General features: G+C 58.3%; 16 protein-coding genes and 1 tRNA gene. 13 read left to right on the top strand and 4 right to left on the bottom strand.

Annotated elements, in window-relative coordinates; translation table 11 throughout:
• Nucleotides 1–109: 109 nt before the first annotated feature.
• Nucleotides 110–931: a cytochrome c gene (locus FQ192_RS00185; RefSeq protein ID WP_149657724.1), complete on the bottom strand. Its 822-nt coding sequence runs from the start codon at nt 929–931 to the stop codon at nt 110–112.
• 581 nt (nt 932–1,512) lie between these two features.
• Between FQ192_RS00185 and FQ192_RS00180 the strand changes: the two genes are divergently transcribed.
• The 3 genes from FQ192_RS00180 (at nt 1,513) to FQ192_RS00170 (ending at nt 5,706) form a co-directional block, all read left to right on the top strand.
• A complete protein-coding gene (locus FQ192_RS00180; RefSeq protein WP_149656876.1) occupies nt 1,513–2,718 on the top strand; it encodes an acetyl-CoA C-acetyltransferase in 1,206 nt (401 codons plus the stop codon).
• Nucleotides 2,719–2,743: 25 nt separating this feature from the next.
• Nucleotides 2,744–4,888: a 3-hydroxyacyl-CoA dehydrogenase NAD-binding domain-containing protein gene (locus FQ192_RS00175; RefSeq protein WP_149656875.1), complete on the top strand. Its 2,145-nt coding sequence runs from the start codon at nt 2,744–2,746 to the stop codon at nt 4,886–4,888.
• Nucleotides 4,889–4,983: 95 nt separating this feature from the next.
• Nucleotides 4,984–5,706, top strand: a complete 723-nt coding sequence (locus tag FQ192_RS00170; protein WP_149656874.1) for an amidotransferase — start codon at nt 4,984–4,986, stop codon at nt 5,704–5,706.
• Between the two features lie 99 nt (nt 5,707–5,805).
• On the opposite strand, the gene FQ192_RS00165 is transcribed toward FQ192_RS00170, so the two are convergent.
• From FQ192_RS00165 to FQ192_RS00155, 3 genes are all read right to left on the bottom strand, one after another.
• Complete coding sequence (locus FQ192_RS00165) at nt 5,806–6,777, bottom strand: magnesium and cobalt transport protein CorA (protein WP_149656873.1); 972 nt, start codon at nt 6,775–6,777, stop codon at nt 5,806–5,808.
• 149 nt (nt 6,778–6,926) lie between these two features.
• Nucleotides 6,927–7,649 (bottom strand): 1-acylglycerol-3-phosphate O-acyltransferase, encoded by a 723-nt coding sequence (locus tag FQ192_RS00160; protein ID WP_149656872.1) that lies wholly within the window; start codon nt 7,647–7,649, stop codon nt 6,927–6,929.
• A gap of 214 nt (nt 7,650–7,863) precedes the next feature.
• Nucleotides 7,864–8,553 carry a crotonase/enoyl-CoA hydratase family protein gene (locus FQ192_RS00155; RefSeq protein WP_149656871.1) on the bottom strand — a complete coding sequence of 230 codons (690 nt, stop codon included), beginning with the start codon at nt 8,551–8,553 and terminating at the stop codon, nt 7,864–7,866.
• 308 nt (nt 8,554–8,861) lie between these two features.
• On the opposite strand from FQ192_RS00155, the gene FQ192_RS00150 reads away from it, so the two are divergent.
• From FQ192_RS00150 to FQ192_RS34250, 10 genes are all read left to right on the top strand, one after another.
• Nucleotides 8,862–8,951 (top strand) — tRNA-Ser (locus FQ192_RS00150).
• 490 nt (nt 8,952–9,441) lie between these two features.
• A complete protein-coding gene (locus tag FQ192_RS34260) occupies nt 9,442–10,023 on the top strand; it encodes a hypothetical protein (RefSeq protein ID WP_256672168.1) in 582 nt (193 codons plus the stop codon).
• A gap of 105 nt (nt 10,024–10,128) precedes the next feature.
• Nucleotides 10,129–10,632 (top strand): hypothetical protein, encoded by a 504-nt coding sequence (locus FQ192_RS34255; protein ID WP_256672167.1) that lies wholly within the window; start codon nt 10,129–10,131, stop codon nt 10,630–10,632.
• A 46-nt stretch (nt 10,633–10,678) separates the two neighbouring features.
• Nucleotides 10,679–11,227: an adenylyl-sulfate kinase gene (locus FQ192_RS00140; protein ID WP_149656870.1), complete on the top strand. Its 549-nt coding sequence runs from the start codon at nt 10,679–10,681 to the stop codon at nt 11,225–11,227.
• A complete protein-coding gene (locus tag FQ192_RS00135; RefSeq protein ID WP_149656869.1) occupies nt 11,224–11,973 on the top strand; it encodes a class I SAM-dependent methyltransferase in 750 nt (249 codons plus the stop codon). Before FQ192_RS00140 ends, FQ192_RS00135 begins: the two co-directional genes overlap by 4 nt.
• 4 nt (nt 11,974–11,977) lie before the next feature.
• Complete coding sequence (locus FQ192_RS00130; protein WP_149656868.1) at nt 11,978–14,293, top strand: PEP-utilizing enzyme; 2,316 nt, start codon at nt 11,978–11,980, stop codon at nt 14,291–14,293.
• A complete protein-coding gene (locus FQ192_RS00125) occupies nt 14,290–14,877 on the top strand; it encodes a gamma-glutamyl-gamma-aminobutyrate hydrolase family protein (protein WP_149656867.1) in 588 nt (195 codons plus the stop codon). The genes FQ192_RS00130 and FQ192_RS00125 overlap by 4 nt, the downstream gene beginning before the upstream one ends.
• A gap of 27 nt (nt 14,878–14,904) precedes the next feature.
• The gene (locus FQ192_RS00120) at nt 14,905–15,627 is read left to right on the top strand and encodes a phosphocholine cytidylyltransferase family protein (RefSeq protein ID WP_149656866.1); all 723 of its coding nucleotides are present in this window, start codon (nt 14,905–14,907) and stop codon (nt 15,625–15,627) included.
• A gap of 178 nt (nt 15,628–15,805) precedes the next feature.
• Nucleotides 15,806–16,126, top strand: coding sequence for a YbjQ family protein (locus FQ192_RS00115; protein ID WP_149656865.1), 321 nt, complete (start codon nt 15,806–15,808; stop codon nt 16,124–16,126).
• A 296-nt stretch (nt 16,127–16,422) separates the two neighbouring features.
• Complete coding sequence (locus FQ192_RS34250; RefSeq protein ID WP_123403202.1) at nt 16,423–16,611, top strand: hypothetical protein; 189 nt, start codon at nt 16,423–16,425, stop codon at nt 16,609–16,611.
• Nucleotides 16,612–16,673: the final 62 nt, after the last annotated feature.

Here is a 16,673-nt window from a genome sequence, read left to right as displayed (position 1 = left end):
ACGCTCCGCGTGGGAATGCAGCCCGGGACGCTCCGCGTCCCAGAAGCGGACGCAGAGCGTCCATTGAGGCATTCCCACGCAGAGCGTGGGAACGATCGGCTACACGCAGCTAGGGTTTAACCTTACGCCCCGCCATATGCTTCAAATACCCCACCAACAAATCCAGATCCCCCGCCGGCAATACCTGCTCGGAAAACGCCGGCATCTTCGCCTGTGGCCACTGACGTAAACTCTGCGGATCGCGAATGTAACGCTTGAGGAAATCCGCCCCGAAATACTCGGTGGGGTTGTACGGAATATTCAGGTCCGGCCCGAACTGCGCATCCCCCGCGCCATTGAGTCGATGGCAGGCCAGGCAATTCTTCTGGAACAGCGCAAACCCCTGGTTCACCGGATCGTCCGCCTTTAACGCCGGGTCCGGCAGCAGGGCAGGGAAGCGCTGGGCCACCGGCGCCATGCGCTTGATGCTGGCGACTTCGAACGGCCATTGTTCGGGGCTGATATTGCCGGCCTGGGGATCGGTCCAGACCAGATAAAACGGCCCGGCGCTGTGCTTGCCTTCCGACAGCGGTGGCCATGGCTTGGCCGGGTCTTCAATGGCCAGCCAGGCTTGCGCCCCTTTGGCATTGAGCAACGGTCCTGCCGCCAGTTCAGCGGCAAAACCGTCCAGGGCCACGGCTTGCAGGTGATCGTCAGGCTGGATGCCAGTCAACAACGCCGCCAACGGCACCGCTTGATAGCGCATGTCGCGTTTGTAGGAAACGTCATTGCTGATGCTGATGGTCTGGACCTGAGGGTGCTTGAGCAACTCCTCGGTCTGCCAGGTGCGACTGCTCGCGCCCAGCTCGAGGTTCAGCTGTGCGGCGTACAGGGGCGTGCCGAACAGCAAGGCCCCAACCAGAATAAGTGCTTTCAAGTGATCGCCGTCCATGTCGTGGAAGTGCCGCAAAGGTTGGCACACCCACGCTGGCCCGGGTAGCGAGCCAGTCACATTTTTTGATCAGACGATGTAAATCCCTGGCGCTGTTTCAGCCAATGACCTTGGTCAGGTTCGGCAAAATCAACAACAGCGTAGTGGCGAATAGGATGAGTCCGGCTTGACGTACTTTCGAATGTTTGAACATGGCTGACCGCCTTTTTTTGTTATTTCCTGATGCCTGCCTGCATATCTCCATGACGGCAAAGCGCTGAACTTCCTGTAGGACGAGTGCCTCGGCAAAACCCGACGACAACTTCGTACATGTTCACCTTAGAGCCCGCGTCACGCTTGGTTTAGATCCATTTCGTATAGTGTAAAGGCTAAAAGCTATTAAAAAGGCATGAGGCCTATTGCCAGCTGCTTTGTCGCCCGTTGGCTAGACAGCTTCGTCACCTGAAACGGTTAATCCGATGGCCGATGACCGTCCGTCTGAGCGTGACCGTCAACGTCGGTGAGCATTGCGGTCATTGAATCCGGCGCTGCTCGGCATAAGGTGAGAACTCAGCATTTCACCGCACAGGTTCGAGGACCACATGACCGAAGCTTTGATTTTCGACGCGTTACGCACGCCCCGTGGCAAGGGCAAGGCCGATGGCGCGTTGCACAGCGTCAAACCGGTGAACCTGGTGGCCGGCTTGCTGAGGGCGTTGCAGCAGCGCACATCGCTGGACACCAGCCAGGTCGATGACGTGGTGCTCGGCTGCGTCACGCCGATTGGCGATCAAGGCTCCGACATCGCCAAAACCGCGACGCAGGTTGCCGATTGGGACGTCAGCGTTGCCGGTCTGCAGATCAATCGCTTCTGCGCTTCGGGCCTGGAGGCGGTGAACCTCGGCGCGATGAAAGTCCGTTCCGGCTTCGAAGACCTGGTGGTGGTCGGCGGCGTCGAGTCCATGTCCCGCGTGCCGATGGGCAGCGATGGCGGTGCCTGGGCGCTCGACCCGGAAACCAATCTGCACAGCCACTTCACCCCGCAAGGCGTCGGCGCCGACCTGATCGCGACGATTGAAGGCTTTAGTCGTCAGGACGTCGATGCCTACGCGCTGCATTCCCAGCAAAAAGCCGCGCGAGCCCGGGCGGACGGTTCGTTCAATAAGTCGCTGGTGCCGGTGCAGGACCAGAACGGCATCATCCTGCTCGATCACGATGAGTTCATCCGCGCCGAGTCGACGATGGAAGGCTTGGGCAATCTCAAGCCGAGTTTCGAAATGATGGGGCAAATGGGCTTCGACGCCACCGCGCTGCGGGTCTACAGCCATGTGGAGCGGATCAACCATGTGCACACGCCGGGCAACAGTTCCGGGATCGTCGACGGCGCGGCGCTGATGCTGATCGGTTCCGAAGCACGCGGTCGGGCGCTGGGCTTGCAGCCGCGGGCGCGGATCGTCGCCACAGCGGTCACCAGCACCGACCCGACCATCATGCTCACCGGCCCCGCGCCGGCCACCCGCAAGGCCCTGGCCAAGGCCGGGTTGCGGGTCGAAGACATCGATTTGTTCGAGGTCAACGAAGCCTTCGCTTCGGTGGTGCTCAAGTTCATCAAGGACATGGCCATCGACCCGGACAAGGTCAACGTCAACGGCGGCTCGATCGCCATGGGTCACCCGTTGGGCGCCACCGGTTGCGCGATCCTCGGCACCCTGCTCGATGAACTGGAAACCCGGCGCTTGCGCTATGGCCTCGCGACCTTGTGTGTCGGCGGCGGCATGGGCATTGCCACCATCATCGAACGCCTCTGAGCCCCGACTTCAAGGAAATTTCTTCATGACTGAAGCCATTCGTTACGAAAAAGGCCAGGACCGGATTGTCGTCCTGACCATCGACATGCCGGGCCAGAGCGCCAATACCATGAACGCGGTGTACCGCGAGGCCATGGCAGCCCGCGTCGCCCAATTGGTGGCGGAAAAGGACAGCATCGCCGGCGTCATCATCACCTCGGCCAAGAAGACTTTCTTTGCCGGCGGCGACCTCAATGAGCTGATCAAGGTCGGCAAACCCGAAGCCAAAGCGTTCTACGACATGGTGCTGACGTTGAAGGGGCAGCTGCGCACCCTGGAAACCCTCGGCAAGCCGGTGGTCGCCGCGATCAACGGTGCAGCATTGGGCGGCGGCTGGGAAATCTGCCTGGCTTGCCATCACCGCGTGGCGCTGGACAATTCGTCGGTGCAACTCGGCCTGCCGGAAGTCACCCTCGGCCTGTTGCCGGGCGGCGGCGGGGTGGTGCGCATGGTGCGTATGCTGGGCCTGGAAAAGGCCTTGCCGTATTTGCTCGAAGGCAAGAAGGTCCGGCCGCAACAGGCGTTGCAGGCCGGTTTGATCGATGAGCTGGCGGCGGATCCTGATGAACTGCTGGCCAAGGCGCGGGCGTGGATCATTGCCAATCCGGCGGCGGTGCAGCGTTGGGATGTGAAGGGTTATCAGATCCCCGGCGGCACGCCGTCGAATCCGAAAGTCGCGCAGATGCTGGCCATCGCGCCGTCGATCCTGCGCGCCAAAACCCAGGGCTGCCTGCCCGCGCCGGAGAAAATCCTCTGCGCGGCGGTGGAAGGCGCCCAGGTGGATTTCGACACGGCACACTTGATCGAGACCCGTTACTTCACGGAGTTGACCACCGGGCAGGTGTCGAAAAACCTGATCGGCACGTTCTGGTTTCAACTGAACGAGATCAATGCCGGTGGCTCGCGGCCACAGGGTTTTGCGCCGTATGTCACGCGCCGGGTCGGTGTGCTGGGGGCGGGGATGATGGGCGCGGGGATCGCTTTCGTCAGCGCCTCGGCGGGCATCGACGTGGTGCTCAAGGACATCAACCTCGCGGCGGCAGAGAAGGGCAAGGCGCATTCGGTGGCGCTGCTGGACAAGAAGGTTGCCCGTGGCCAGTTGAGCGCTGAGCAGCGCGATGCGGTGCTGGCGCGGATTCACACCACCGAAAGCGATGCCGATCTGGCGGGCTGCGACCTGATCATTGAAGCGGTGTTTGAAGATCGCGACCTGAAAGCCAAAGTCTCTGCTGCCGCACAGAAAGTCGTTGGTGCGGACGCGGTGATTGCCTCCAACACTTCGACCTTGCCGATCAGCGGCCTCGCCGCTGCGGTACCGGACCAGAGCAAGTTCATCGGCCTGCATTTCTTCAGTCCCGTAGAGAAAATGGCCTTGGTGGAAATCATCAAAGGCACGAACACCAGTAACGAAACCCTGGCCCGTGGTTTCGATTTCGTCCTGCAAATCAAGAAAACCCCGATTGTGGTCAACGACAGTCGCGGCTTCTTCACCTCGCGGGTGTTCGGCACTTTCACCAACGAAGGCATCGCCATGCTCGGCGAAGGCGTGAGCGCGCCGATGATCGAGACCGAAGCGCGCAAGGCCGGGATGCCGATCGGTCCGTTGGCCATTTCTGACGAAGTTTCCCTCAGCCTGATGAGCCACATCCGTCAGCAAACGGCCAAAGACCTACAAGCCGAAGGGAAGCCGCTGATTGAGCACCCGGCGTTCGCCGTGATTGACTTGCTGCTCAACGAATACAAGCGTCCTGGCAAGGCCGCAGGAGGCGGTTTCTATGATTACCCGGCCGGTGGCCAGAAACATCTGTGGCCGGAGCTGAAAACCCGTTTCGAGAAAGCCGACGGGCAGATTTCACCGAAGGATGTGCGTGATCGCCTGCTATTCGTGCAAGCCATCGAAACCGTGCGCTGCGTGGAGGAGGGCGTGCTGACCTCGACGGCGGATGCCAACGTCGGTTCGATCTTCGGTATCGGCTTTGCCGCCTGGACCGGCGGCGCGCTGCAATTTATCAATCAATATGGCGTGAAAGACTTTGTCGCCCGCGCCCAATACCTGGCCGAGCAGTACGGCGAACGCTTTGCTCCACCGGCGCTGCTGTTGGAAAAAGCCGCCAAAGGGGAGGCGTTCTAAGGGGCCGATGACGCACTTCGGGGCTTGCCTTGCCACCACGTTTCAAGGCAGGCTCTGAGGTGTGCATTATTCCCATCACGTGTCAGGTATTTTTTATGTCGTTACGCATCTGCATTCTGGAAACCGACATCCTGCGTCCGGAACTGGTCGATCAATATCAGGGTTACGGGCAGATGTTCCAGCGTCTGTTTTCGCAACAACCCATCGAAGCCGAGTTCTGCGTCTACAACGTGATGCAGGGCGAATATCCCGGCGATGAGCTGACCTTCGACGCTTACCTGATCACCGGCAGCAAGGCCGATTCCTTCGGCACCGACCCGTGGATCGAAACCCTCAGGACCTACCTGCTCAAGCGCTACGAGCGCGGCGACAAACTGCTGGGCGTGTGCTTTGGTCATCAGTTGTTGGCGTTGCTGCTGGGCGGCAAGAGCGAGCGCGCAACCCAGGGCTGGGGCGTGGGCATCCACAACTACAAACTCGCCGCCAAGGCGCCTTGGATGAGCCCGGTGCGGGAAGAGTTGACGTTGCTGATCAGTCACCAGGATCAGGTGACCGCACTGCCGGAAAACGCCACGGTGATTGCCTCGAGCGATTTCTGCCCGTTCGCCGCGTACCACATCAACGACCAGGTGCTGTGCTTCCAGGGGCATCCGGAGTTCATTCACGACTACTCACGGGCGCTGCTGGAGATTCGCCAGGAAGCGTTGGGTGAGCAGGTGTATTCCAAAGGCGTGGCGAGTCTTGAGCATGAGCATCACGGCACAACCGTTGCGGAGTGGATGATGCGGTTTGTGGCGCATAAGCCTCAGGCGATTTAACGCTAAAAGCTTCGCGGGCAAGCCTCGCTCCTACAGGGATTGCGCAGAATCTGTAGGAGCGAGGCTTGCCCGCGAATGTCACAGACGACTCGGTACTGGCTACAGCCATCCAGACTTCTTGAAACTCGCCCACAAACTCACACACCCCACGGCAATAAATCCCATCACCGCAAAATACCCGTAGTGCCAGCTCAACTCCGGCATGTTCTGGAAGTTCATCCCGTAGATCCCGGCCACCGCCGTCGGGAACGCCAGAATCGCCGCCCATGCTGCGAACTTGCGCTGCACCACGCTCTGGCGTGACGCCTCCAGCAACACCCCGACCTCAATGGTCTGGCTGGCAATATCCGCCAGAGTTGTCAGGTCTTCCATCTGCCGCGTGACATGGATCTGCACATCGCGGAAATACGGACGCATGTTCTTGTCGATGAACGGGAAGCTCAGCTTCTGCAACTCTTCACCAATCTCCACCATCGGCGCCGCATACCGGCGCAAACGCAGCACGTCGCGGCGCAGGCTGTGGAGCTTCTGGATGTCGTGCTCATTGAGCGCGCTGCACAAGACGTTGCGTTCCAGCTCATCGATTTCAGCATGGATCGCTTCGCCCACCGGCTGGTAGTTTTCGATCACGAAATCGAGGATGGCATAGAGGACGAAATCTTCCCCGTGCTCCAACAACAACGGACGCGCCTCACAACGCTGACGGACATGGGCGTAGGACGCCGAGTGACCGTTGCGGGCGGTGATGATGTAACCCTTGCCGGCAAAGATGTGCGTCTCGATGAACTCCAGTTTGCCTTCATGGCGGATCGGCGAGTACGTGACGATAAACAGCGCATCGCCGAAGGTTTCGAGCTTCGGTCGACTGTGTTTTTCCAGGGCGTCCTCGATGGCCAGTTCGTGCAGGTTGAACTGGCGTTGCAGGTTGGTCAGCTCCTGGGCGTTGGGCTCTTCGAGACCGATCCACACAAAGTGCCCGGTCTTGGCGGCCCAGGCTGCGCCTTCATCGAGCGTGATATTGGTGATTTTTTTACCGGCGCTATAAACCGCAGCAGCAACAACTCTACCCATGATGGTGGTTCACTTCTTATCAATACGAATTGGCAGTGACAGGCAGTGTCCAGCTTAGCCTGCTGCTTGTAGAGATTCAGTGAAATCTGCGGAGTTCACGGGCAAGCGTTTCGCAGGCAAAAGAAAACCCGCACAGGGCGGGTTTCTGTTCAGGCAGCTTGCAGTTGCCGGTCCATCGCGGCGATGCACTCGCGCATCTGCTCGCGGCACTGGGCGATCAGCAGCGGCATATCGTCCATGCTCAATCCGGCGGTAGGAATCGCCGGCAGCGAGCGGATCAGAATTTTCCCACTGCGCCAGCGGTTCAGTCGCATGTGCTTGACGTAACTGCTGACACACACCGGTACGATCGGCACTCCGGCGGCAATCGCCATCTGGAACGCGCCTTTCTTGAACGGCAGCAAGTCCTCACCGAGGTTGCGCGTGCCTTCCGGGAACACCCAGATCGAGGTGTCTTCATGCTGCAAGGTATGGGTGGTGGTGAGCATCGACTGGCGCGCCTTGTGCGCATTGCCTCGGTCGATCAACACATTGCCTGCCAGCCAGAACAACTGGCCAAACAGCGGCACCCATTTCAGGCTCTTTTTGCCGATACACACGGTGCGGCGGGGCACCACGTTGCCGAACACAAACAGATCGTAGTTGGATTGATGGTTGGCGATGATCACGCAGCTGTCGGGCTTGTCCATCAACGGACCGACGTCAGTCTTCACCCGCAGGCGCAAAATACACATCGCTGGCCAGGCATACAGGCGCGCGCATAAACGGCTGTTGTCCGGGTTGAACGGTCGGCACAGACCCAGAATCACCCCCAGCACACCGGCCAGAATAAAGTGCAGGCCCATCAATAACATACGAAACACAAACAGCATTTACAGGCCCCACCGGGACAAAAGGTGGCGCAGTGTACGGATGTGCACTGTTTTCGGCAATTGCCACTATAGAGGCGGGAGATAGGCGATGTTTAAGCGCATGTTTCAGACTTGTGGGTCAGACGCGGCCTAGAGCGGTTGCAGACTTTTCAACAGAGCGCGTACGAAAAAGCCCGACATGACGGTCGGGCTTTTCGTTGCAGCAGGAATGGGCTTAACCCAGATGTTCCTGATCCTGGATGATCGCGTTGTCCAGCGTCTCCAGCAGTGCCTTGCGCACTTTCAGCTTGGTGTTCTTGTGCGCGGTCATGTTGATCTTCTTCAACTGGCGCGCCGCTGCCAGCGCTGCACCTTGCAGTTCCTCGGCCGATACCACCGCATCGAGGAAACCGGCAGCAATCGCGCTCTGCGGGTTGAACATCTCGCCATTGATCACCGAACGATGCAGCGCTGCGTTGCTCAAGCGATCACGGGCCAGTTCGATCCCGGCGTGGTGCATGGTCATGCCGATCTGCACTTCGTTCAGGCCAATGCTGAACGGGCCGTCGACCCCAATGCGGTAATCCGCCGACAACAACAGGAACGCACCCTTGGCCACCGCATGCCCAGGGCACGCCACGATCACCGGAAACGGGTGCGACAACAGGCGACGCGCCAGGGTCGAACCGGCCGTCACCAACGCCACGGCTTCTTTAGGGCCGGCGGTCATCACCTTCAAATCGTAACCGCCCGACAGAATCCCGGGCGTGCCGGTAATGATCACCACTGCGCGATCAGTCACCGCCTGATCCAGCGCAACGTTAAACGCCGCAATTACGTCCGGGGAAATGGCGTTTACCTTGCCATTGCTCAACGTCAGGGTCGCGATACCGTCTTCGAGGTGGTAGGAAATCAACTCACTCATGACGCTATTCCTTGTATGAAAGTTGAGGCAGACGTTACCCACCGCGGCAAGCCAGGTAAAGCGCCGTGACTGACCCGCCGGTCACCCTTTCCCCGCCCGCCAAGCGTAGCCGGCCGCACCAGCCGTGCATTCCCCTCTATATAGAAGAGGGCGCGACGCCGGAGATTGGCAGGTTTGCCATACCCCGGAACCCGCCGCAGCGCCCGAATCGCTAACCGCATGAAAATTCTGAAAAAAATATTTGCCATCGGAAAAGCTTTCGACTACATTAGCGCGCCTCGACAGACAGAACATGTTTGAAGAGATACGGTGAAGTGTCCGAGTGGCTTAAGGAGCACGCCTGGAAAGTGTGTATACAAGAAATTGTATCGAGAGTTCGAATCTCTCCTTCACCGCCAAATTCGATGTAACCAGAACCCCTGATTTCGAAAGAAGTCAGGGGTTTTGTGGTTTCTGGCGTTCAAAAACACCAGGCGCTTCTTAACAAAACCCCGGCCATGTGCCGGTTTTTTTGCTGAGCGCGGGAAGACTCAAGAAAACGGGCCGCCCTCAGGTAGTAAGTCGCCATTCCCACGAGACAGCCTGCGAGCTTCCAGGAGATGACCCCGCGGCCATCGAGGCGCCATCCTATAGCTGTAGCATCTGGAAATATTTCCCGCCCCGCACGCTGTCAATTTGCCAGCGCATGCTATATTGACGCGCTTTTTGCAGCTGGGCCCAAGCCCTGTTTTTGGTTTCACAACTGTTCTGATTTGCCCCACAACAAGGATGTAACACGTGCGAAAGGGAGATGCGCTTGGGCTGGATCAACGAATTCTCTTTTTTCTGTGCGTTTACCTGGCCTGAACCTGGCTTGCCTGGGATAGCTTTGAAGGTGCGCGTTTTACAATGAAAAAAGTTTATTTGATCAGTAACGTCAAGCAAGGCGGGAAGACCTATCTTGAGTACTTGCGGCCAGCGCTGAATGCCCTTCGCAGTCATTACGACTGTGTGGTACTTCAAACCAACAATGTGGGTATCAGCAGAGTCGAAGCGGAACAGCTTCTGAATCATCCTGTTGAAGAAGTTACCCTAGATTTTATCGTGAAGATAAAGTCGCACGTCGTTATCTCTAATGATGGCTGGGTCGCGCGAATACTGGATGATTCAAACTTTGCTATTTTCATTGCCCATGGCAATGTCGGTATGCCGGCCAAGGATCAATACTATTTTTCTGAGTTGCTGAGTTATTGGGATGCGATTGTTTCCTCATCCCGATCGATTTCCGACCTGGTCAAAACGGGTCTGCAACTTTACCGACCTGACAGGCACGCGGGCCTAGCGGGCAATGCAACGAAAACGTTGCGTTCGGAATTCCGTAAAACCAATATCATCTCTGTATTACCGGTCAAGATACCCAAATCGTTCAAGGCGGCTCCTGACATTCAGCGGGTGCCCGATAAATGCGTCGTGGGCCTTCTGCCAACCTAGGTTGGTATATGCCCGAGCGGCGCTTCCCTGTATGAAAATATGGGGGTAGTGATTAACAGCATAAAATCCCAGATCCCGCATGCGCAATTTATCTTGCGCCCTTATATGACTGACTTCACACGCCCGTATGTCAGCGAAGTATGCGAGCAGCTTTCTCAGTATCCATGGATCACAATAGATACGACTAAAGGAAGCAGTCAGGATTTCTATCAGCAATGTGACAAACTCATCACTGACGCCTCAAGTGGTGGTGTTTCGTTCATGCTGAATACATGCAAACTGCCGATTTATTATGTTCCGGAAACCCACGAGAGCCACCCCATTGTTACGGCGTGGCTGGAGCAAATGCAGAGTCTGTTGCCAATCGCCAGAAGTGGTGACGATCTGAAAGATCTGATACTGGGTTTAGACCTGATTACGCCTGAGCAAAGTTACGCTATTTATAAGAAGTTTTATGAATCCGAGTACGGCGAACGCGAACATCCGGATGAGGTGTTCCTGGATCTGGTTCAGCAACAGCATGACTCTGATTTCCGCTGCTTTGTAATCGATGCCTGGGGAAAGGCCAGCGAATTCGAAGCTCAAACGAGCTCGCTGCAACTGTCATGAATCCCAAGCAATTGACGTTTCTAAATGGCCAAAGAGTCGGATGGATATGAAAGATGACGTTTGCGGGCAGGTGGTCTGGATTACCGGCCTGTCAGGTGCGGGCAAGTCGACGTTGGCCCAGGCGTTTGTAGACGGGCTTCGAAGTCATGGCCACTCGGTTGTCCTGTTGGACGGCGATGAACTGCGCGATGTTTTCGGGGCAACTGCTGCCAATACGAAAAACCACGGGCGGGAGGGGCGATTGGCCCTGGCCCTGCAATACGCCCATCTGTGCCGGGTCATCGCGGCGCAAGGGCACACCGTTGTGATCGCAACGATTTCGCTGTTCAGCGAAGTTCATGCCTGGAACCGCACCCATCTACCGGGTTATTTCGAAGTGTATTTGAAGGTGCCCGTGGCGGAACTGCGTCGTCGGGACCCCAAGGGAATCTATCGCCGGTTCGATGCCGGCGAGTTGGACAATGTCGCGGGTCTCGATTTACCGATTGATGAGCCGGACGCGGCAGATTGGGTGGTGGAGTTTGATCCTGACCGCTCCATACAAACGTTGACCGATAACTTGCTTCACCATTTTTTGAAAAGGAAGTTGGTATGAAAACCGAATGGGATTACTCCACCCTGGCCGACGCTTATCTGAAGCGTCCTGACTACGCCAATGCCGCCATTGACTCGATGCTGTCGATTGCCGGTGCCGAACAAGGCGACACGTTTTGCGACGTCGGCGCAGGCGTTGCGCACCTGACCTTGATGCTTGCTGCACGTGGTCTGGACGTTGTGGCCGTGGAGCCGAATGATGCGATGCGAGCCAATGGCATCAAGCGTACCGCTGACTTGACCAACGTCCGTTGGCATGAAGGCACCGGCGAAGCGACCGGGCAAACTGACCAAGCATTCGACATGGTCACCTTTGGCAGTTCCTTCAATGTTTGCGACCGCCAGCAGGCACTCAAGGAAACCGCGCGCATCCTCAAGCCTCGGGGCTGGTTCGCCTGCATGTGGAACCATCGGTATCTTGAAGATCCGATCCAGGCCCGGATCGAAGCCATCATCAAGGATCGGGTCCAGGGTTACGGCTACGGTACTCGCCGTGAAGATCAAACCGCCGTCATCGACGCCAGTGCCTTGTTCGGCCCGGTTGTTCACCTGGATGCGCGGGTCACTCACGAACAGACCATCGAAGAGTGCCTGGAAGCCTGGCGTTCCCATGCGACGCTGGAGCGCCAGGCTGGCGCGAAATTCCACGAAGTGATCAGTGCCATTGATGACTATTTGAGAAGCCTTGATACGGCCTCGATCCAGATTCCGTACTCGACCAATATCTGGGTTGCTCAGCTGAGATAAGCCGATGTCGCTGCAATTCTCGACCAAGGCCGGCACATTGCTCAGCCTTCAGGAGCGACTCAGGTCCGCTCGCATCGCGCCCTTGTTGTCATTCACCGTGAAGGAATGGCAACAAGGGCGGCACGCCTGTTTTCGTGACGTTCGGGGAGGGTTGGGAGACGGGCCGTGGATCGTGCGTTCCAGCTGTTTGCGCGAAGATGGCGCGCAGGCATCTGGCGCCGGGGCTTATCTCTCGATCCCCGATGTCATTGAAGCGGACCTGGAGTCGGCGATTGAGCGGGTGATTGCCAGTTATGGCGATGCACATCCGTCGGACGAGGTGCTGATTCAGCCGATGTTGGGAAATGTGCTTCGCTCCGGTGTCGCCTTTTCCCACGACCCGAATACCTGTTCGCCGTATCGGGTGGTGAACTGGTCTGAAGGCACTGACACCGCTTCGGTCACTGGCGGCATGGGCGGTCGGTTGTGGCAGCAGGCGGCGCGCAGCGAAGTGCCGCCACCGCCGAGCCTGGCCCCGCTTATGCTCTTGCTCGCCGAACTGCTGGCGTTGTTCGATAACGCACCCATCGATTGCGAGTTTGCGGTCACACGCGAGGCCGAGGGCGAAGTCCTGTGGCTGTTACAAGTGCGGCCATTGATTCTACCCAACCCTGCCGAATCCGAGGCTGACCAGGCTGCTCGCCTGGACAGCATTCAGCGCAAGGTGGCGCGGGGCATGCAACCGCACCCATTCCTGATGGGGCAGCGCACGGTCTATGGCGTGATGCCGGACTGGAACCCGGCCGAGATTATCGGTATCCGACCCCGGCCGCTTGCGCTCTCGCTGTACCGGGACCTGGTGACTGACTCGATCTGGGCTTACCAGCGCCATAACTATGGCTACCGCAACTTGCGCAGCTTTCCGCTGATGCCGCATTTTTTCGGGCTGCCGTACATTGATGTGCGCTTGTCGTTCAACTCGTTTATTCCGGCAGACCTCGACGAGGGGCTGGCCGGGCGGCTGGTTGATCACTACATCGATCGCCTGCTGGCCGAACCGACGCTGCACGATAAGGTCGAGTTCGAGATTGTGTTCTCGTGCTACACACTGGACTTGTCCCAGCGTCTGGAGCGTCTGGCCAGTGCCGGTTTCCAGGACCACGAACTGGAAGCCATCAGCAGCAGTTTGCGCAAGCTGACCAACCGCATCGTCCATCCCAAGGACGGCTTGTGGCGCGCCGATGCCAATAAACTCGACATCCTCAATGAGCGACGCGAAGCGTTGCTGGCGTCCAATGCCGATCCCCTGGAACGGATCTACTGGTTGCTGGAGGATGCCAAGCGCTACGGCACCCTGCCATTTGCCGGTCTGGCGCGTGCTGGTTTCGTCGCCGTGCAGATGCTCAAATCCCTGGTGACCGTGGGCGTTTTCTCCCAGGCTGACTACGATTGCTTCATGGCGGGTGTCTCGACCGTCAGCGGTCAGTTGGCCCGTGATCGGGCAATCCTCGACAAGTCGACGTTCCTGGCGCGTTACGGTCATTTGCGCCCGGGCACCTACGACATCCTGTCGCCCCGTTACGATGAAGCACCGGAGCTGTATTTCGATTGGTCCCAGCGACCCGCCGCTCCGGAACCGTTAAAACCCTTTTCGCTGACCCTCCCGCAGATGCGTGCCATCGTGAAGCAATTGGAAGAGCACGGCTTGCAGCCCGATCCGGTCGGCTTGCTGGACTTCATGCAAGCGGGCATCGAGCTGCGCGAACTGGCCAAATTCCATTTCACCCGCAATTTGTCGGATGCCCTGGCATTGATTGCCGAAGTGGGCACCCAGCATGGCATCAGTCGCGAAGACATCGCCTATTGCGACATCAGCGCCTTCAAGGAGCTGCACATAGCGGCTGTCGATCCGAAGGATGTGTTGTTGCGCAGCATCGAGCAGGGCAAGGCGCGCTACGCAGAAACCCTCAAGGTATCGCTGCCACCGGTGATTACCTGCCCTGAGGATGTCTGGTCCTTCGAATGGCCGGAAACCGCGCCCAACTTCATCACCCAGAAACAGGTGACCGCCCCCGTGGTGGGCAGTGATGACAGGGATAAGCTGACCGGGGCGATTGTCTGCATCCCCAATGCGGACCCGGGGTTTGACTGGTTGTTCGCCTACCCGATCGCCGGGTTGATCACGGCTTTCGGCGGCGCCAACTCGCACATGGCGATTCGCGCCGGCGAGCTTGGCCTGCCCGCCGTCATCGGTGCCGGTGAAGTGCTCTATCGTCGCTGGTCGACGGCACAGCGCCTGCACCTGGACTGTCCCGGCCGCTGGGTGGAGGTATTGGCGTGAAAGTCATCGCCGTCAGCCAGCGAGTGGACGTGTTGCCCGAGCGTGGCGAAAGCCGTGATGCGCTGGACCAGCGGCTGATTGATTTTCTACGGGCCGCCGGTTATTTGCCGTTGCCGGTGCCTAACGGTTTGGAGGGTGACCTGGAAGGCTGGTTGAGCGCGGTTTCGCCCCAGGCCATTGTGCTTTCGGGTGGCAATGACATCGGCCAGTGTCCGGCACGGGACCGGACCGAAAGCCGATTGCTTGACCATGCACGGGCTCACGGCCTGCCAGTACTCGGCATTTGCCGGGGCATGCAGATGATCGCGCACTGGTCGGGTGGTGTGCTCAAACCGGTGACCGGTCATGTGCGAACCCGGCATCAACTGTCGGGGCAGATTGTTGCCGAGGTGAACAGTTATCACGGTTTGGCGCTTGCCGGGTGTCCCCATGGATTCGAGGTCCAGGCGCGCAGTGAAGATGGGGAAATCGAAGCCATTCGCCACCTCAGTCTGCCGTGGGCAGGCTGGATGTGGCATCCGGAGCGAGAAAGTGTTTTTGCAGCGCACGATGTTGATCGGCTGAAGCAGCTGTTCGGTGAATGAAGCGTCTTTATCTGAGGTAGAACGGTTGTGAAAGCCATTATCCTGGCTGCCGGACGTGGCAGCCGCATGAAAAGCCTCACGGATGAGCGTCCCAAATGCATGGTCGAGTTGCGGGGCAAGACACTCCTGGAGTGGCAACTTGAGGCGCTGCGCGGTGCCGGCATCAGCGAGATCGCTATCGTGACGGGCTACAAGCGCGAGTTGTTGGCCAATCAGGGATTGGTCGAGTTTCATAACCCGCGCTGGGCGGACACCAACATGGTGTCGTCGCTGGCCTGCGCTGAGGCATGGTTAGAACAGGAACCGTGCATCGTCAGCTATTCCGACATCTTCTATAGTCCCATCGCGGTGCAGTCGTTGATGACCTGCAAGGCTTCCCTGGCGGTGACCTATGACCCGAACTGGCTGGCGCTGTGGACTGAGCGATTTGGTGATCCTTTGCTCGATGCCGAAACCTTTCGCCTGACGGATGCCGGCACCCTGGCGGAAATCGGCAACAAACCCACATCAGTCGATGATATCCAGGGCCAATACATGGGGCTCTTGCGCTTCACGCCTGAAGGCTGGGCAGACGTCGTTCGGTTGCGCTCGGCGTTGACCCCCGAACAGTGCGACAAAGTGCACATGACCCACACGCTGCAGCAAGTGATTGAGGCGGGGCGGGTGGCAATACAAGGCGTTGCGTACACAGGCGAGTGGGGCGAGGTGGACTCCGCTGAAGATCTGTTTGTGTATCAATATTCGAAATGACCGGGGCAGGCGAATGGCGGTTCGCCTGTTATAACAGCCGAACCTTCGAACGGAATCGACGTTCAGGGCTTCCCCCCGCATCGTCTCGGCAATTCCCGCGCCCAGCGACTGAATGGGCTTTTTTTTAGCCCTCCATTTACCTGACGCCCACGTGTGTCTCGATGAAGAAGAAAACCCCATGATCACCACCACTACCCACACCATCGAAGGCCGGCAAATCACCGCCTACCTGGACATCGTCAGCGCCGAGTCGGTGCAGGGCGTCAACGTGATCCGCGACATGTTCGCCGGGATGCGCGATTTTTTCGGTGGGCGTTCGCAGACGTTGGAGCGGGCATTGAAGGAAGCGCGCATTCAAGCGACTGACGAGATCAAGGAGCGCGCGCAGGCGTTGCAGGCGGATGCGGTGGTGGGGCTCGATTTCGAGATCAGCATGCCGGCCGGCAAGGGCGGGATGGTGGTGGTGTTTGTGACGGGCACGGCGGTGAAGCTGAGGTAAGCGTTTTGACGGGCCCGTGCGCTTGATGAACGGGCCGGTTCCTGCTGTCGCTTGGTTTTTTACGTAGAACTTTTTACGTAGGAATAAGGGCATCTGCCTGCGGTGGGACAAGTGGGTATTTCTGTTTATTGCTGGACGTGTTTTGTAGGACGTCGGCACCGTCCATTCGTCGGGCACAGGGCAATCTGAATCACAAGTCCAGTAATGACCGGCTAGTCTCAAAAGCCTTGGTGGTCGATATTTTTCAGGCAAATAGGGCTTGCCGGTATCGACCCTGTTTTGAAAGGGGCGAAGAGATGGCGGATCCGTATATCGAAGACGACGGGGCTGAGTTTCCAATCAACAACTGTGTGCAGTGTGGCCAGACGGAATATGTGGCTGGTTTTGGCGAGGATCAGGTCAAGACAGGCAAGATCAAATCGACGGCGCCTCGAGCGACGAGGTCGAAGTTTCTGCCCAAGGTGGCAGCGCCTTCCAGGAAGTAAGCGTGACTCACAGAGCAGACCCCGCCATTGAGCGGGGTTTTTCATTTCTCGCGGGTGGAGTT

The organism is Pseudomonas sp. ANT_J12 (assembly GCF_008370045.1).
Classification (GTDB): domain Bacteria; phylum Pseudomonadota; class Gammaproteobacteria; order Pseudomonadales; family Pseudomonadaceae; genus Aquipseudomonas.
Note: the sequence above shows the minus strand (reverse complement) of the source record. Positions and strands in the feature narration are given on the sequence as shown.

Bases quoted from the DNA above. Each gene is read 5' to 3' on its own strand.
- FQ192_RS00185 (WP_149657724.1), bottom strand. From the start codon at position 931: ATGGACGGCGATCACTTGAAAGCACTTATTCTGGTTGGGGCCTTGCTG.
- FQ192_RS00180 (WP_149656876.1), top strand. From the start codon at position 1,513: ATGACCGAAGCTTTGATTTTCGACGCGTTACGCACGCCCCGTGGCAAG.
- FQ192_RS00175 (WP_149656875.1), top strand. From the start codon at position 2,744: ATGACTGAAGCCATTCGTTACGAAAAAGGCCAGGACCGGATTGTCGTC.
- FQ192_RS00170 (WP_149656874.1), top strand. From the start codon at position 4,984: ATGTCGTTACGCATCTGCATTCTGGAAACCGACATCCTGCGTCCGGAA.
- FQ192_RS00165 (WP_149656873.1), bottom strand. From the start codon at position 6,777: ATGGGTAGAGTTGTTGCTGCTGCGGTTTATAGCGCCGGTAAAAAAATC.
- FQ192_RS00160 (WP_149656872.1), bottom strand. From the start codon at position 7,649: ATGCTGTTTGTGTTTCGTATGTTATTGATGGGCCTGCACTTTATTCTG.
- FQ192_RS00155 (WP_149656871.1), bottom strand. From the start codon at position 8,553: ATGAGTGAGTTGATTTCCTACCACCTCGAAGACGGTATCGCGACCCTG.
- FQ192_RS34260 (WP_256672168.1), top strand. From the start codon at position 9,442: ATGAAAAAAGTTTATTTGATCAGTAACGTCAAGCAAGGCGGGAAGACC.
- FQ192_RS34255 (WP_256672167.1), top strand. From the start codon at position 10,129: ATGACTGACTTCACACGCCCGTATGTCAGCGAAGTATGCGAGCAGCTT.
- FQ192_RS00140 (WP_149656870.1), top strand. From the start codon at position 10,679: ATGAAAGATGACGTTTGCGGGCAGGTGGTCTGGATTACCGGCCTGTCA.
- FQ192_RS00135 (WP_149656869.1), top strand. From the start codon at position 11,224: ATGAAAACCGAATGGGATTACTCCACCCTGGCCGACGCTTATCTGAAG.
- FQ192_RS00130 (WP_149656868.1), top strand. From the start codon at position 11,978: ATGTCGCTGCAATTCTCGACCAAGGCCGGCACATTGCTCAGCCTTCAG.
- FQ192_RS00115 (WP_149656865.1), top strand. From the start codon at position 15,806: ATGATCACCACCACTACCCACACCATCGAAGGCCGGCAAATCACCGCC.
- FQ192_RS34250 (WP_123403202.1), top strand. From the start codon at position 16,423: ATGGCGGATCCGTATATCGAAGACGACGGGGCTGAGTTTCCAATCAAC.